This window comes from Pseudochrobactrum sp. B5, from assembly GCF_001939785.1.
In the GTDB taxonomy this organism is placed as follows: domain Bacteria; phylum Pseudomonadota; class Alphaproteobacteria; order Rhizobiales; family Rhizobiaceae; genus Pseudochrobactrum; species Pseudochrobactrum saccharolyticum.
In genome coordinates, this window is sequence record NZ_MOYL01000001.1 from 440375 (window position 1) to 456179 (window position 15805).

At 53.5% G+C, this 15805-nt stretch carries 9 protein-coding genes and 1 pseudogene; 2 read left to right on the forward strand and 8 right to left on the reverse strand.

Annotated elements, in window-relative coordinates:
• Positions 1-5: 5 nt before the first annotated feature.
• The 4 genes from trpS to BKD14_RS02045 all read right to left on the reverse strand — a co-directional run bounded on the left by trpS (position 6) and on the right by BKD14_RS02045 (position 8251).
• On the reverse strand, positions 6-1073 hold the full coding sequence (gene trpS, locus BKD14_RS02030; RefSeq protein WP_022710686.1) for a tryptophan--tRNA ligase: 1068 nt from the start codon (positions 1071-1073) through the stop codon (positions 6-8).
• 229 nt (positions 1074-1302) lie between these two features.
• Positions 1303-2904 carry a murein biosynthesis integral membrane protein MurJ gene (gene murJ / locus BKD14_RS02035; RefSeq protein ID WP_075654081.1) on the reverse strand — a complete coding sequence of 534 codons (1602 nt, stop codon included), beginning with the start codon at positions 2902-2904 and terminating at the stop codon, positions 1303-1305.
• Between the two features lie 68 nt (positions 2905-2972).
• Positions 2973-5792, reverse strand: a complete 2820-nt coding sequence (locus tag BKD14_RS02040; RefSeq protein WP_075654082.1) for a [protein-PII] uridylyltransferase — start codon at positions 5790-5792, stop codon at positions 2973-2975.
• Between the two features lie 143 nt (positions 5793-5935).
• Positions 5936-8251 (reverse strand): NADP-dependent malic enzyme, encoded by a 2316-nt coding sequence (locus BKD14_RS02045; protein ID WP_075654083.1) that lies wholly within the window; start codon positions 8249-8251, stop codon positions 5936-5938.
• A gap of 501 nt (positions 8252-8752) precedes the next feature.
• On the opposite strand from BKD14_RS02045, the pseudogene mutS reads away from it, so the two are divergent.
• Both mutS and BKD14_RS02055 read left to right on the forward strand, forming a co-directional pair.
• Positions 8753-11440: pseudogene (gene mutS / locus BKD14_RS02050) on the forward strand (DNA mismatch repair protein MutS); the annotation flags it as partial.
• Positions 11441-11460: 20 nt separating this feature from the next.
• Positions 11461-11826: a VOC family protein gene (locus tag BKD14_RS02055; protein ID WP_075654084.1), complete on the forward strand. Its 366-nt coding sequence runs from the start codon at positions 11461-11463 to the stop codon at positions 11824-11826.
• Positions 11827-11866: 40 nt separating this feature from the next.
• On the opposite strand, the gene BKD14_RS02060 is transcribed toward BKD14_RS02055, so the two are convergent.
• The 4 genes from BKD14_RS02060 to BKD14_RS02075 form a co-directional block, all read right to left on the reverse strand.
• Complete coding sequence (locus tag BKD14_RS02060; protein WP_225688275.1) at positions 11867-12646, reverse strand: GNAT family N-acetyltransferase; 780 nt, start codon at positions 12644-12646, stop codon at positions 11867-11869.
• Positions 12647-13106: 460 nt separating this feature from the next.
• Positions 13107-13589: a signal peptidase II gene (gene lspA / locus BKD14_RS02065; protein ID WP_022710695.1), complete on the reverse strand. Its 483-nt coding sequence runs from the start codon at positions 13587-13589 to the stop codon at positions 13107-13109.
• Positions 13590-13617: 28 nt separating this feature from the next.
• Positions 13618-14481, reverse strand: coding sequence for an RNA methyltransferase (locus BKD14_RS02070; protein WP_075654085.1), 864 nt, complete (start codon positions 14479-14481; stop codon positions 13618-13620).
• Positions 14478-15653 (reverse strand): class I SAM-dependent rRNA methyltransferase, encoded by a 1176-nt coding sequence (locus BKD14_RS02075; protein ID WP_075654086.1) that lies wholly within the window; start codon positions 15651-15653, stop codon positions 14478-14480. The genes BKD14_RS02070 and BKD14_RS02075 overlap by 4 nt, the downstream gene beginning before the upstream one ends.
• Positions 15654-15805: the final 152 nt, after the last annotated feature.

The window sequence follows — 15805 nt, forward strand, 5'->3', positions numbered from 1 at the left end:
TATTTTTATTTCTGCAGAAAGCCGACAATGTCGCGGACATTGTGCATGGTTTCTTCGGCAATCACGCTTGCGCGTTCACCACCGTCACGCAGAACGGCATCAATATAGGCCGGATCGGCTACCAGTCGACGCATTTCATGGGTGATCGGTGAAAGCTGCGAAACAGCGAGTTCTGCAAGCGATGCTTTGAACTCAGAGAACTGCTTGCCGCCGAAATCACGCAAGACGGCTGCCTTGTCCGTGTTGGTCAGAGCTGCGAAGATACCGATCAGATTATCCGCTTCCGGACGGCCTTCCAGCCCTTCTACTTCTGAAGGAATAGCATCGGCATCTGTCTTGGCTTTACGGATCTTCTTGGTGATGGTGTCTTCATCATCAATCAGATTGATGCGCGACAGATCGGACGGATCGGATTTCGACATTTTCTTGGTGCCGTCACGCAGCGACATGATACGCATTGCAGGGCCGGAAATCAGCGGCTCTGTAATCGGGAAAAAGCCCGATACAGTTTCATCACCAACAGCCATCTCCACGCCGATGCCGAGTGAGGCAATGCGGTCGGAATAGTCATTGTTGAATTTCTGCGCAATGTCGCGTGTCAGTTCAAGATGCTGTTTCTGATCGTCGCCAACCGGCACGGCGGTAGCACGGTAGAGCAGAATGTCAGCAGCCATCAGACTCGGATAGGCCAGCAGACCCAGCGAGGCATTTTCGCGGTCTTTACCGGCTTTGTCCTTGAACTGCGTCATGCGGTTCATCCAGCCGATACGTGCAATACAGTTGAACACCCATGCAAGTTCCGCATGCTGGCGCACGCGGCTCTGATTGAAGACAATGCTCTTCTTCGGATCAAGACCGGCAGCCAGATAGGCGGCGGTGATTTCGCGTGTGGAATTTAAAAGTTCCACAGGATCCGGCAGAATTGTCAGCGCATGCATATCAACGACGCAATAAATGCAATCCTTATCGTCCTGCAAGGCGACCCAACGCTTCAATGCGCCAAGATAATTGCCGAGGTGAAGATTGCCGGTTGGTTGTGCGCCGGAGAAAATGCGTTCTTTGAAGGTGTTCATTCTTGATAAATCCTGAAGCTGGTGGAGAGCCGGTCGAGCGTGATTATCGTCGAAACGTAAGGTTTGATAATCAGGGATGCTCTGGGGTTGCTTTTAAGGCTGGCATATGTGGTTTGGACGCATGCTGCCAGTCTTGGCTAAAAAGTTTGGATTATAAAAAATATCCGGAAGGCAGGCGTGTAATCCTGTCTTCCGGATGCGTTATTACTGCCAGAGTGCTGAAAAGCAATCAAGCGGAAATATCTGTATTTTCCGGCGTTGCCGCTGCTTTTTTACGGCGGCGCATATTGCCTTTCAGGGCGGAGAGGCTGGCACCGCCAATGGCAAAAACCGTCGCAAAATAAACAATCATGCTGCCGATCACGAGAAGGCCGAGCGTTGTTGCCTGTACCAGTAGTCCTGCCTGCCTGCTCAAATAGGTTTCAAAATATTGAGCGGCAAAATACAGAGCTGCGGCCATGATCGCTGCTGCGATAATCAGGCGCGGAATACGGCGGATGAGACCGGCATCATAATCCCAATGTTTGCGCCAGATCAGAACGGACAGCAGCAGAACGGCATTGACCCAACCGGCGGTGATTTCCGCCGTGGCAATGCCGGTTGGGCCGAGACGCGGGAACAGGATCAGCGCCAGTGTCACATTCACCACCACCGAAATACCGGCAAAGATCATCGGTGTGCGGGTATCCTCACGGGCAAAGAACCCCGGAATAAAAGCTTTAATCAGCACAAAGGCTGGCAGGCCGAGACCGTAAACTGCGAGAATTTGTGAAACAATCAGCGTGGATTCCGGACCGAACTGCCCGCGTTCAAACAACAGGCGCACCAGTGGCTCGGAGAAAACCAGCAGGGCTGCCGCCGCAGGCAATGTCAGGAACAGAGTGAATTCGACAGAACGGTTCTGCAGATTTCCGGCTTCCTGCATATGGCCGCCGCGCAAGGCACGCGACAATTCCGGCAGCAGAACGGTGGCAACAGCAATACCGACCACGCCGAGCGGCAACTGATAAAACCTGTCAGCATAAACGAGAGAGGATACGGCACCGGCTGAGCCGGATGCAATATTGGTATTAATCAGCAGATTGATCTGGGTAATGCCGCCAGTAATTGCGGCAGGCAGTGCCAGCACGAGCAGGCGGCGTACATTGGGGGTCAGTTTCGGGCGGCGAAAGCCGATTTTGATACCGGCGCGGCGTACTGCAAACCAGACAATGGCGAGCTGTACAACGCCTGCCGCCATCACGCCCCAGGACAGGGCATAACCGATTTGCAGCGGGTCGTAATTCTGCGCCCATGCCAGCAGCAGCGCGCCGATCAGAATGAAATTCAGAAAAACCGGCGCAATGGCTGCCGCGAAATATTTATGCAGGCTGTTGAGCATGCCGCCCATCATCGCCGCCAGCGACATACAGGCGAGATAGGGGAACATGATCATCGCCAGATTGACCGTATTCTCAAACTTCACCGGATCACTGGTGAAGCCCGGTGCAATAACTGTACTGACCAGAAACGGCATGGAAAGCTCCATGGCAATGGTCAGGCCGAGAAGAATGGTGAACAGCACACCGAAGACTTCTTCAGAAAAGCGCTTGGCACCATCCATACCATTTTGCTCGATCTCTTTGGCAAAAAGCGGCACGAAAGCGGCGTTGAATGCACCTTCGGCGAATAAGCGCCGGAAAGTATTCGGGAAGCGGAAAGCGGTGTTGAAAGCATCCGCAACAGGGCCGGTTCCGAGAAACGCTGCCATCAGCATTTCACGGGTAAAGCCGAAGATTCTGCTCATCAGCGTGCCGGAAGCAACAGTTGCGAATTTTTTCAGCAGGCTCATGAATTCATCTCGTGAATAGGGAAGGACAGGCAGGCAGTGCGGCAAACTTTAAAAAGACGCAAGCCGGATTAACCTGCCGTTTCGCGCAATTTTTTCGGATCGCCGTTTTTATTATCTGGTGCTCTGCTATCACTCCCGCTCTTGTCAAACAAGCTGAGGAGGCGTTTCTGGATATTGGCCTGCTTGGTCGTACCGGTGATTTTTTGCCCGTCTAGACCGGTAACATAGAAAGTATCAATCACTTTCTCACCGAATGTCGTAATATGAGCCGAGGCAATATTGAGCGAAAGATCGGAAATCGCATTGGTAATTTCCGACAACAGACCGGTGCGATCCAGCCCTTTGACCTCAATCACTGTGAATTTCTCCGAGAGCGTATTGTTGATATGCACCCGCGGCGTGACATGGAAAGCACGGGCAGAGCGCCGTGCTTTGGTCTTGCGTGCCAGAACCTCCGGCAGATAGGTGGTGCCGGTCAGCACATCTTCAATCAGTTGACCAACACGTGCTGCACGGCGCATTTCATCATCATTGGTGTCGAATTCACGGCTGATGAGGATGGTATCAAGCGCGCGTCCGTCCGTGGTGGTGAAAATCTGCGCATCAACAATATTGGCACCGGCGGCCGCACAAGCACCGGCAATGATCGACAATAAACGCGGATGATCGGGCGACAGAATTGTCAGTTCGGTCACCGCTTCAAACTCATGCGGGCGAGCCAGAATATTGAGGATTTTGCCTGCTTCATCGCTGGCACGGATGAAATCCGCATGGCGCTTCTGGTCTTCCTGCGGCACTGTCAGCATGTAATTATCATAATGCAGCGCCAGAACAGCTTTCCGCTTTTCCTCCGGCCAGTGGCCGAGTTGTTCGGCCAGTTGGCAACGTGCCTGATTGCTGCGTTCGGTCTGGCTCACTTCTGAGAAACCACCGGTCAGCAGTAATTCTGTTTCATGATAGAGGGTGCGCAGTAACTGGCCTTTCCAACCGTTCCAGACGCCGGGGCCGACCGCTTTAATATCGCAGATTGTTACCAGCAATAGCAGTTTCAGCCGCTCGGTGGTTTGCACAATGGCGGCAAAATCGGCAATGGTTTTGCGGTCGTTGAGGTCACGCGATTGCGCAACCTTGCTCATGGTTAGATGTTCCTGCACCAGCCATGCCACCAGTTCTGTCTCTGACGGATTAAGCCCGAAACGCGGGCATAATTTACGGGCGATTTTGGCTCCGGCGGTGGAGTGATCTTCCGGCCTGCCTTTGGCAATATCGTGCAGCAGCAAGGTCACATAGAGCAGATGCCGGTCGTTTTTGAGTGTCGGCAACAGGCTGTGGGCGAGCGGATGCTCGTTTTTCAGCGTCTCATGTTCAATCTCGGACATGATGGCGATGCAGCGCAGCAGGTGCTCATCAACCGTATAATGATGATACATATTAAACTGCATCATCGCGACGATCTTACCAAAATCAGGAATGAATTGCCCCAGCACACCGGATTCATTCATGCGGCGCAAGGTACGTTCCGGTGTGCGCGGCGAGGCGACAATTTCCAGAAACAGTTTGTTGGCTTGCCTATCATTGCGCACATCGCTTTTGATCAGTTTCAGTGAGCGGCTGACGCGCTGAATGACATGCGGGTGATATTGCAGCCCGTGCTTGTCGGCCAGATAAAACAGCCGGATCAGATTAACCGGATCGCGCTGAAACACCTCATCATCAGCAATATTGATGCGGTTATGGTCGAGAATAAAATCTGTACTGCCGGCAATTTTGCGCTTTTTGCGGGTCAGTGTGGAATAGATCTGGCCGGTGCCCGGTGTTTCTTTGAACTGCTCTTCTTCCAGCGCGGCACTGATGATGCGGGTCAGATCTCCGACATCCTTGGCGACCAGAAAATAATGTTTCATGAAGCGTTCAACACCGGTCTGCCCCGGATGATCGGTATAGCCGAGGCGGGTGGCAATCTCGCGCTGAATATCAAAAGACAGGCGCTCTTCCGCCTTGCCATAGAGAAAATGCATATGGCAGCGCACTGCCCAGAGAAAATCATCAGCTTTGCTGAACAGTTTTGCTTCGCTGCGGGAGAAAACGCCACGCTTGATCAGTTCTTCCGTGGAATGAACGCGGTAAATATATTTGGCAATCCAGAACAGGGTCTGCAGGTCGCGCTGCCCGCCTTTGCTCTCCTTAACATTCGGCTCGACCAGATAGCGCGTTGAACCCGCTTTCTTGTGGCGGATATCGCGCTCAATCAGCTTGGCCTGTACAAATTCCGCACCGCTGTCGGCAACGATTTCCTGATCGAAACGGGTGGTGAGTTCGTCAAAAAGTTCTTGGCTGCCGGTGAGAAAACGCGCTTCCAGCAGTGAAGTGCGGATGGTCATATCTTCGCGCGACAGGCGGATAGCATCATCAATATTGCGCGTGGAATGCCCGACTTTCAGCCCCATATCCCAAAGCATATAGAGCATATATTCCACAACCTGTTCGCCCCATGGCGTTTGCTTATAGGGCAGCAGAAACAGCAGATCGATATCAGAACCCGGTGCCAGACCGCCGCGTCCGTAACCGCCGACAGCGATAATGGCGAGGCTTTCCGCTTTGGACGGGTTCACCGCCGGATAAATATGCTCAACGGTAAAATCATAAAGTGCGGCAATGATCTGGTCCATCAATCCGCTGATGCGTCTGGCACAGGCAATACCGCCGCCGTCTTCCAGCAACATGGTCTCGGCACGGGCTTTACCGTCTTTCCATGTGGTTTTTAGTGTTTTCAGAACCTGATTGCGCATCTGGTCTTTGCTTGCATCTGCATTGACGATCTCTGTGAGCGCGGCAGCAAGCGCCTGCCTGTCAATGATGCGGTCAAGATGAAGATCGGACAAGCGCATGGATCATGGTTCCGTAGTAGCAAAGTTACGATGCAGAAAACTGAGCATGGATTAAAGCTGAACGCAACGGTAAGTCTGCATTCTGCTCTAAACAAGAAAGGCCGGAGAGTGCTCCGGCCTTTTGAGTTCGGGTACTGAAATAATCAGTTGGTTGCCGCATAGGCGGCAAAGGCCGCCATATTGGCAATGTCGGAATCCTTGGCACTCAGCGGTACAATCTGCACAGCCTTGTCGAGACCGGTCAGCAACGGGCCGATCAGTGTTGCGCCGCCCAGTTCCTGCAGCATATCCGCGGCGATGGAGGCCGCATGATAATCCGGCATCACCAGCACATTGGCTGGGCCTGTCAGGCGGGTGAACGGATAGGATTCCATCAGCTTGCCGTTGAGAGCCACATCGGCGCTCATTTCACCGTCAAATTCAAAGTCCACATGGCGTTTTTCGAGAATACGCACGGCTTCCTGAATTTTTTCCGAGCGCGCACCGGACATATGACCGAAGGTGGAATAAGCCAGCATGGCAACGCGCGGCACATAACCCATGCGGCGTGCAACATTGGCGGCTTCCACGGCAATATCAGCCAGTTCTTCCGCTGTCGGCTGTTCATGCACCGCAGTATCGGCGATGAAAACGGTACGGCCACGGCACAAAGCCAGCGATACACCGATCATCCGGTGACCCGGTTTCACATCAATCACGCGACGCACATCTTCAATGCTGGTGGCATAATTGCGGGTTACGCCGGTAACCATGCCGTCCGCATCGCCCATGGCGACCATGCAGGCCGCAAAATGGTTGCGGTCATTATTGATCATGCGCTGGCAGTCGCGGAACAGGTAGCCTTTGCGCTGCAATTTCTCATAGAGATAATCGGCATATTCCGAGGTGCGCTTGGACAGACGGGCATTGGTGATTTCGATGCCGATTTTGCCAAGGTCGATACCGGCCTGTTCGGCTGTTTCACGAATGCGGTCTTCACGGCCGAGCAGAATGGCTTTGCCCAGACCCTGCGATGTGAAGGAAACGGCGGCACGGATGATTTGCGGTTCTTCACCTTCGGCAAAAATCACGCGCTTGGTATGACGGCGGATACGGTCATAAATACCGGTCATTGTCGAGGCGATCGGATCGCGGCGTGCAGCCAGAGACCGTGCATAGGCATCCAGATCTTCAATCGGCTTACCTGCAACACCGCTGTCCATTGCGGCTTTGGCAACGGCAACCGGAATGGTGGAGAGCAGGCGCGGGTCAAACGGTACCGGAATGATGTAATTCGGACCAAAGCGCGGGCGGTTGCCCTGATAGGCGGCAGCCACATCATCCGGCACATCCGTGCGTGCCAGTTCTGCCAGCGCATTGGCCGCAGCAACTTTCATCGCATCATTGATGGTGGTGGCGCGAACATCGAGCGCACCGCGGAAAATATACGGGAAGCCGAGGACGTTGTTGACCTGGTTCGGATAGTCGGAGCGGCCGGTCGCAACAATCGCATCGGAGCGGATGGATGCAACTTCTTCCGGTGTGATTTCCGGATCAGGATTGGCCATGGCGAAGATAATCGGATTATCGGCCATGGAGCGAACCATATCTTCGGTCAGCGCGCCTTTAGCGGAAACACCGAAGAAAATATCCGCGCCTTCCATGGCTTCCGCCAGTGTGCGCTTGTCAGTCTTGACCGCATGGGCGGATTTCCACTGGTTCATACCTTCAGTACGACCCTGCCAGACCACGCCTTTGGTGTCACACAGCGTTACATTTTCGGACGCAAAGCCCATGGCTTTGACCAGTTCGATACAGGCAATACCGGCAGCGCCGGCACCGTTACAAACCATTTTCGTGGTCTTCAGGTCGCGGCCGGTGAGGTGCAGGGCATTGAGCATACCGGCAGCGGCGATGATTGCAGTACCATGCTGGTCATCGTGGAAAACCGGAATATTCATCAGTTCGCGCAGACGGCTTTCGATGACGAAGCACTCAGGCGCTTTAATGTCTTCCAGATTGATACCGCCGAAGCTCGGGCCGAGATAACGTACGGAATTGATGAATTCTTCTACATCGGTGGTATCGACTTCGAGATCGATGGAATCCACATCGGCAAAGCGCTTGAACAGCACAGACTTGCCTTCCATCACTGGTTTGGAAGCCAGCGCGCCGAGATTGCCAAGACCCAGAATGGCGGTGCCGTTGGAGATCACGGCAACCATATTGCCCTTGGATGTATAGTCATAGGCTTTGGCCGGATCTTCTGCGATCGCTTTGACCGGTACAGCAACACCCGGAGAATAGGCCAGCGACAGATCGCGCTGCGTAGCCATTGGCTTGGTCGGAGTAATTTCCAGTTTGCCCGGACGTCCGCGGGAGTGGAAATCCAGCGCCTCTTGCTCCGTCAGGGATGTGCCTTTTCCGGCTTGTGGTTTCTGGCCAGATTGCGGCTTCTGGGTGGTCTTATCGTTGGTCATTGACCCCTCCGATTTTCTCTGCGAGGGCGGTTGTCAGCTTATGCAGCGTGAACGGCCATAGTATTATAATATATTGAAACATCCTTCGGATGGCTGGGCAGTGTGTTTATATCAAGTCGGCCTGTTTGTGTAGCGCAATATTTGAAAAGATTCCGATGTTTAAAGACAATATTCGTATAATCGGCGCATTCCGGCGAAAATCACGGGGATATAAGCAACTGGCTGCTTCACAGGGCTTTGTTCGAAGTTTTAAACTGAAGCGTATCCCGAAAAGTGTTAAGCGGTTTTCGGAACAAGATACGCGGAAAACAAAATGGCAGAGCATTTCCTATTGGTTTAATCAAAACCGGAAATGCTCGTGCAGGATTTTGAAAAATTATTTCAGGAACATGTGTATTCCCTATGACGCAGCATGATACAGCCTCAGTAAAACCTGACCGGACGCCTGAACTCGCAGATGAGCCGCAGAGCACTTATGATGCAGGTCTCACCGCGCGTCCGACGCCGATGATGGAACAATATATTGAGATCAAGGCTGCCTATCCCGACAGCTTGTTGTTCTATCGTATGGGCGATTTTTATGAGCTGTTTTTCAATGATGCGATTGAGGCATCAGAGGCTCTCGGGATTACACTCACCAAGCGCGGCAAACATCTGGGTGAAGATATTCCGATGTGCGGTGTGCCGGTGCATACGGCCGATGATTATTTGCAGCGTCTGATCGGCAAGGGCTTCCGCGTGGCCGTCTGTGAGCAAGTGGAAGATCCGGCAGAGGCGAAGAAGCGCGGCTCGAAATCGGTGGTCAAACGCGATGTGATCCGTCTTGTCACACCAGGCACGATCACGGAAGAAAAACTGCTTGATCCGGCGCGTGCAAACTTTCTGATGATCCTCGGCCGTGTGCGTAGCGCACAAATGGGAAGTGGCGTAAGAGGTGCGGAAGAGGGCAGGTTGTCGCTGGCATGGATTGATATTTCCACCGGCCAGTTCCGTATGACGGAAACCACGCCTGAAAAACTCTATGCCGACATTATGCGCGTTGATCCGAGCGAGCTGATCGTGCCGGAAACCGCCTTTCAGGATCCGCAAATCCGTCCGGTACTGGATCTGCTCGGGCGGATTGTCATGCCGCAGCATCCGAGCCTGTTTGAAAGTTCAACGGCAGAAGAACGCATCAAGCGCTATTATGGCGTGGCAACTTTGGATGGCTTCGGCGAGTTCAACCGCACCGAACTTTCCGCCATTTCCGGTGCTATTGCATATTTAGAGAAAACCCAGATTGCCGAGCGTCCGCCGTTGATGCGCCCAGAGCGTGAGACGGATGGTTCGTCGCTGTTTATTGATCCGGCAACCCGCGCCAATCTGGAACTGATGCGAACGCTCTCCGGCAATCGTGAAGGCTCACTGCTCAAAGCCGTTGACCGCACAGTCACCGGTGCCGGTGCACGCTTGCTGGCCGAGCGCTTGACTGCGCCGCTGACTGAGCCGGAAAAAATTGCTGCAAGACAGGATTCCGTTGCGTTTTTTCTAAGTGAAACATCATTGGCACAGGGGCTGCGTGCTGCTTTGCGCGGTGTGCCGGATATGCCGCGTGCCTTGTCACGTCTGGCGGTCGGGCGCGGTGGCCCGCGTGATCTCGGCGCTTTGCATGCCGGTTTTCAGGCCGCACATCTGGTGCGCCAACTCTTTCAGGATAAGCAATTGCCGGAAGAACTGGCGCAGGCCTGCCGCGCTATTCTCGCACTGCCGGAAGAATATGCGCAATTGCTCGATCAGACTTTGGCGGAAGAACTGCCATTGCTGAAACGTGACGGCGGTTTTATCCGCACGGGCTATCATGCTGAACTGGATGAAATGCGCAGTCTCCGTGATCAGTCGCGCCGTGTGATTGCCGGTCTTCAGGCCGATTATATGGAAGAGACGGGCGTTAAATCGCTCAAGATCAAGCATAATAATGTGCTTGGTTATTTCATTGAAGTGACTGCCAATAATGCCGGTGCACTGACCGATACGGATGAGGCCAAAGCACGCTTTATCCATCGCCAGACTATGGCCAGCGCTATGCGTTTCACCACCACGGAGCTGGCGGAACTTGAAACCAAAATTGCCAATGCCGCTGATCGTGCACTGTCGATTGAACTGGGGATTTTCGAAGAATTAATCCGTCACACAGTTGAAAATGCTGATGCTATTCGTGCCGGTGCTGCGGCTCTTGGGGTGATGGATGTGTCGGCAGCGCTGGGTGTTCTGGCCGATGAGCAGGGCTATTGCCGCCCGAAAGTCGATGATAGCCTGAACTTTGCCATTGATGGCGGCCGTCATCCGGTTGTCGAGCAGGCGCTGAAAAAACAGGCCGCTAATCCTTTCGTGGCCAATGATTGCGATTTGTCACCGCTGGGCGATCAGAAATTCGGTGCGATCTGGCTTTTGACCGGTCCGAATATGGGCGGTAAATCGACCTTCCTGCGCCAGAATGCGCTCATCGCAATTCTCGCTCAGATGGGCTCCTATGTTCCGGCCACATCGGCGCATATCGGGATTGTTGATCGTCTGTTCAGTCGTGTCGGTGCATCGGATGATCTGGCGCGTGGCCGTTCCACTTTCATGGTGGAAATGGTCGAAACCGCGGCCATTCTCAATCTCGCCGGTGAACGCTCATTGGTCATTCTCGATGAAATCGGTCGTGGTACCGCAACCTTCGACGGGTTGTCGATTGCCTGGGCGAGTGTGGAATATCTGCACGAGAAAAACCGCTGTCGCGCTTTGTTCGCCACGCATTTTCATGAAATGACGGCACTGTCAGAGAAGCTGGCACGGCTTGCCAATGTCACCATGCGGGTGAAAGAGTGGGAAGGCGATGTCGTGTTCCTGCACGAGGTGGCCAAAGGTGCCGCTGATCGCTCCTATGGTGTGCAGGTTGCGCGTCTTGCCGGTCTGCCGGATGCGGTGGTTGAACGGGCGCGCGATGTGTTGCATCGCTTGGAGGAGGGGGAAACCTCCGGCAAGGCTGAAAAAATCATTGATGATCTGCCGCTTTTTGCTGTCGTGGCCAAACCGCGTGAAGTGGCAAAACCTGCGCAGGATAGCGCTTTGCTAAACGCCGTGAATGAGATTAATCCGGATGATCTGACACCGCGTGAGGCGCTGGAAGCCTTATACCGCCTGAAACAGCTATCGGTTAAAAACTAAAACCCGGCAGGAGAGACGACATGGCAGTTCTGAGGATCGTAGCTAATCTGGCAGGCTCTGATCTTCAGGCTGCGCGGGTCTTCTATGAGGAACTGCTGGGGCTGGATGTGATTATGGATCACGGGTGGATCGTAACGCTGGCTGCCGGAGCGGCCGCAGAAAACAGACCTGTCCAACAGCTCAGTTTAGCGACAGAGGGCGGCGGCGGAACGGATGTGCCCCGTCTTTCCATTGAGGTCGATAATCTGGATGAAGTCTATCATCGCGCACAGGCTGCAGGATTTGAGATCATCTATCCGCTCACGGAAGAACCGTGGGGTGTGCAGCGTTTTTATGTCCGTGATCCGCTCGGATATGTCATAAATATCTTATCGCATCAGATATAAAAAAGACCGGTATATTGCCGGTCTTTTTGTTTTCATCACATCATACAAAACGGTCAGCTTCAGCGCCGTAATAATTGATGTAGCGACTGGAAATACGCTCGACCGGCAGAACAATCAGCACATCCGTAGTGCCGAACTGATGGTCAACCACGGCACCGTCACCGATCATTGCGCCAAGGCGCAAATAGCCTTTGATCAGTGGCGGCATGGAAAACAGCGCCACTTTCGGGTTGATGGCTTCCTGCGGAACAATATCCATCGAGCGGTAATGTTGCTCAAGCGCACGGACATCCCATTCCGCATCGGCGCGGCAATTATGATGCAGGAAAGAAAGCGGTAGCGCATGGGCTTCCGGCACCGTACCGTGGAAAGAGGCGCAGCCGAACATCACTTCAATCCTGTGCTGGCGGCAATAGGACCAGATGCCCTGCCATAGCAATTCAACCGTACGCTTGGAGCGGTATTCCGGCTTGACGCAGGAGCGGCCGAGTTCAAGAAATTGCAGGCCGGGCTTGCGTTCAAGCAGTTTGGTGATTTCATATTCACCGGCAGAATAGAATGTATGCCCAGCCGCGAGCATGTCGCTGCGCATCAGCCGGTATGTGCCGACAAGCTGCTCTGCCTCGCCGCCGGAGATTGATGTGTCATAAACCACCAGATGATCACAGATCGCATCATAATGGTCGCTGTCGCGTTCTTCGAGAATGGTATTCTGAGATTTTTGCGCACCGAGCTCGGTGTAAAAAACATCGTAGCGCAGTTTTTGCGCAATACGGATCGTGTCCGGATTATCCGCAATCCGCACAATAAGACTGCCCATACGCCCCAGTATCTGGCCGGCCAGTGAAGAAAAACCGGCATCAGCTAAAATGGCGCCTATTTCAAGCGTATCTGGTGGTGTTTGCTTCATGCGTGCATCATGCGCGGTTTGTGAAAAAATTCCAAGAGCCTGTGGCAAGATATATCCTCCGCCGGATTCAACTGTCTCAGTGCTGTCCGCAAGTATTTTGTCTGCTTAGCCACGTTTCTGAGTTGCGGTATTTATAGAGGATGTCTGCGTCAGGCATGTGACATATGCCTTTTAGATTGTCTTGTCAGGCCGGTGAAACTGACAGGTATGGAGAACGGCAGCGTGTGAAAAAGCCGCCGGCAAATCCGTTTAAATTGATTTGCCGGAGATTTTGTCAGGGAAATGACCGGATTTGGTGAAGATTTTGAGGCGTTTCAGCCAGCAAAGCGGGACTACTTGCCCTCAACCTGCAGAGCGGGACTTTCTCCCCTCAGCCCGCAGAGCGGGACTTTCTCCATTGCACCAGTTCGTCGAGGATAATCAGTCCGGCACCGGTAGAGATATAAACGTCAGCCATATTGAAGACAGCAAAAGACCAGCTTGGCAGATGGAACAGGATATAATCCACCACATAGCCGAGCAAGCTGCGGTCGATGAGATTGCCTAATGCACCACCAATAATCAGTGCAAAGCCGATGCGGCTGATCACCCGTTCCGGTGCAGTTGTCCACCACAGATAGGAGACGAAACCGATGACAGCAACAGTCATGGCTATCAGGCCGCCGTCATGCAGCCACGACAGCATGGAGAAAGCGATGCCCTCATTATGGGTGCGGTAAAGCGCCAGAAACGGCAGCAGATCAATCTGCTGATTATAGTCCATGCCGCTCTCAACCAGAAATTTGATATACTGGTCTGAGGTGACAGCGAAAACGATAATCAGGACAGACCAGAGAGTGGCACGTTGGGACATAGGGGCTTAAACTCCTGCGTGTCTTAGTTTAGCGATCATCCAGAACCAGAGCATCACGGCGGATTTCATAGAGCATGACGCCTGTGGCAATGGCAAGATTAAGCGAATCCGCACGGCCAGCCTGAGGAATACGTGCCAAATGTGTGCAAATTTGAGCAAGATCATCAGGCAAACCCTGCTGTTCATTGCCCATCATCAGCACAACCGGCTGCTTGGTGTAAGGAATCGTCCGGTAATCAACCGCACCTTTGAGATGCGTTCCTACCAGCACACCCTTATAGGATTTGCGCCAGTTGATGAATTCGTCATGCTTGGCGCGATAGAGCGGCACGGCAAAAACCGAACCCATGGTCGCGCGCACAGTCTCCATCGAATAAGGGTCGGTACAGTCACCGATCAGAATAATACCTTTGGCACCGACCGCATCAGCGGTACGGATGATAGTGCCGAGATTGCCGGGATCGCGCACACGATCAAGAGCGATATAGGTGTCATTGCCCTGCGGGCGCAGGTGATCCAGTGTTTCAAAACGCTGGTCAAAAACACCGGCAACCATTTGCGGATTGTCTTTACGGGTGATCGCCGCAATCACTTTTTCTGAAGCCTCAAGCACCAGACCGCCACCGGCTTTGGTGCGGGCTGCCACTTTTTCTACCAGCGGGTTGCCTTTACCGGCTTTGGAAAACACCAAAGTGCGGATGCGCCAGCCCTGATCAATGGCATCGATCACCAGTTTCAGACCTTCCGCCAGAAACACGCCCTGCTGGTCGCGGAACTTCTTCATCGACAAAGCACGCAGGTCTTTGACGATCGGATTGGTCAGGCTGGTAACTTCTTTAACGCTACCGGTGCGCGGAGTATCTTTGCGGGAAAAATCATTATTCTGGGTCATGAATTGGCAATCCAGCGGGAGAACATGGAAGTGGAAAGTGCGCGTTCGGCAGAGCGTTCACGCAGGATCAGCTCGCCTGATTCAATCACGCCGCCGCGACCGGTAAAGCGGTCGCGCATCAGCTCGTGAATGGCAAAGAACGAGGCACGGATCGAATAGGCAGTCAGCACAACGCTGAGGGCATCCGGCGAGAGAATAGCGCGGCACATATCGACCATTTGCGGCAGATTGTCGAAAAGCTGCCAGACTTCACCATTCGGGCCGCGGCCATAAGCGGGCGGGTCAAGCAGGATAATGTCGTAAGTGTTGCCACGGCGCTCTTCGCGCGCCACAAATTTGGTTGCGTCTTCGCAGATCCAGCGGATCGGCTTGTCTTCCAGACCGGCCAGCGCCTGATTTTCACGCGCCCAGTTGATAGCTTTTTTGGAAGCGTCCACATGGGTCACTTCAGCACCGGCATGGGCGGCAATCAGCGAGGCAACGCCGGTATAGCCGAACAGGTTGAGGACACGCACGGAGCGGTTGATCTGTTTTTTACGGGCATCGCGCACCTGCTGCGCCATGAAAGCCCAGTGCGCGGCCTGCTCCGGAAAAACGCCGACATGGCGGAACGAGGTGAAGCGGCCGAAGAAGCGCACATCCTGCAACGCCATTGGCCAGGTTTCACCCAGTTGCTGTTTCGGAAAGTGCCAGCGTCCCATGCCTTCTTCATCGGTATTGCCGGTGAAAACAGCGTCTGCCTTATCCCATTCGCTTTGCGGCCATGCAGGCTGCCAGATTGCCTGCGCCTCAGGGCGGATGATGCGGTAAGGGCCGTATTGTTCAAGCTTGAGACTGTTACCGCTGTCGAGCAGCGCATAATCTTCGCTCGGGCTGGTCTCAAGAATGACAGGAAGGTTTTGCTGAGGTCGCTCGCCTGTCAGTTTCAGCAATGAGCGCTGGGCGACAGCCGGTTCAGCTGTTACTTTTTTCGGTGCAGCCGGTGCTGCATTTTCAAAAGCCGCAGCATTCTGTTCGGTTTTAGCAAATTTCGGGCGCGGTTTTTTAAAACCCTGCGAAGGTGCAGCCGACACCGCTTTACGGTTATCGCGTGACTGTGCGGCCGGTTTGCCCGCAGATCGCGCTGATGAACCATTATGAGATTTGGCGGCTTTTCCTTTTGGCGGTTTCACCCTGTTTGCTCCGAAACTGTTAAACTCAAAATACTATACCATCAGATGGTGCAATATTTTCTGTTTCGTAGAGCATGGCAGCCTTTTGGGAAAGCTGAATCTAAACGGGAATGTCTTATAAATGCATCTGTGCCCTGAAAAACTTCATGGTT

Bases quoted from the DNA above. Each gene is read 5' to 3' on its own strand.
- trpS (WP_022710686.1), bottom strand. From the start codon at position 1,073: ATGAACACCTTCAAAGAACGCATTTTCTCCGGCGCACAACCAACCGGC.
- murJ (WP_075654081.1), bottom strand. From the start codon at position 2,904: ATGAGCCTGCTGAAAAAATTCGCAACTGTTGCTTCCGGCACGCTGATG.
- BKD14_RS02040 (WP_075654082.1), bottom strand. From the start codon at position 5,792: ATGCGCTTGTCCGATCTTCATCTTGACCGCATCATTGACAGGCAGGCG.
- BKD14_RS02045 (WP_075654083.1), bottom strand. From the start codon at position 8,251: ATGACCAACGATAAGACCACCCAGAAGCCGCAATCTGGCCAGAAACCA.
- BKD14_RS02055 (WP_075654084.1), top strand. From the start codon at position 11,461: ATGGCAGTTCTGAGGATCGTAGCTAATCTGGCAGGCTCTGATCTTCAG.
- BKD14_RS02060 (WP_225688275.1), bottom strand. From the start codon at position 12,646: ATGGGCAGTCTTATTGTGCGGATTGCGGATAATCCGGACACGATCCGT.
- lspA (WP_022710695.1), bottom strand. From the start codon at position 13,589: ATGTCCCAACGTGCCACTCTCTGGTCTGTCCTGATTATCGTTTTCGCT.
- BKD14_RS02070 (WP_075654085.1), bottom strand. From the start codon at position 14,481: ATGACCCAGAATAATGATTTTTCCCGCAAAGATACTCCGCGCACCGGT.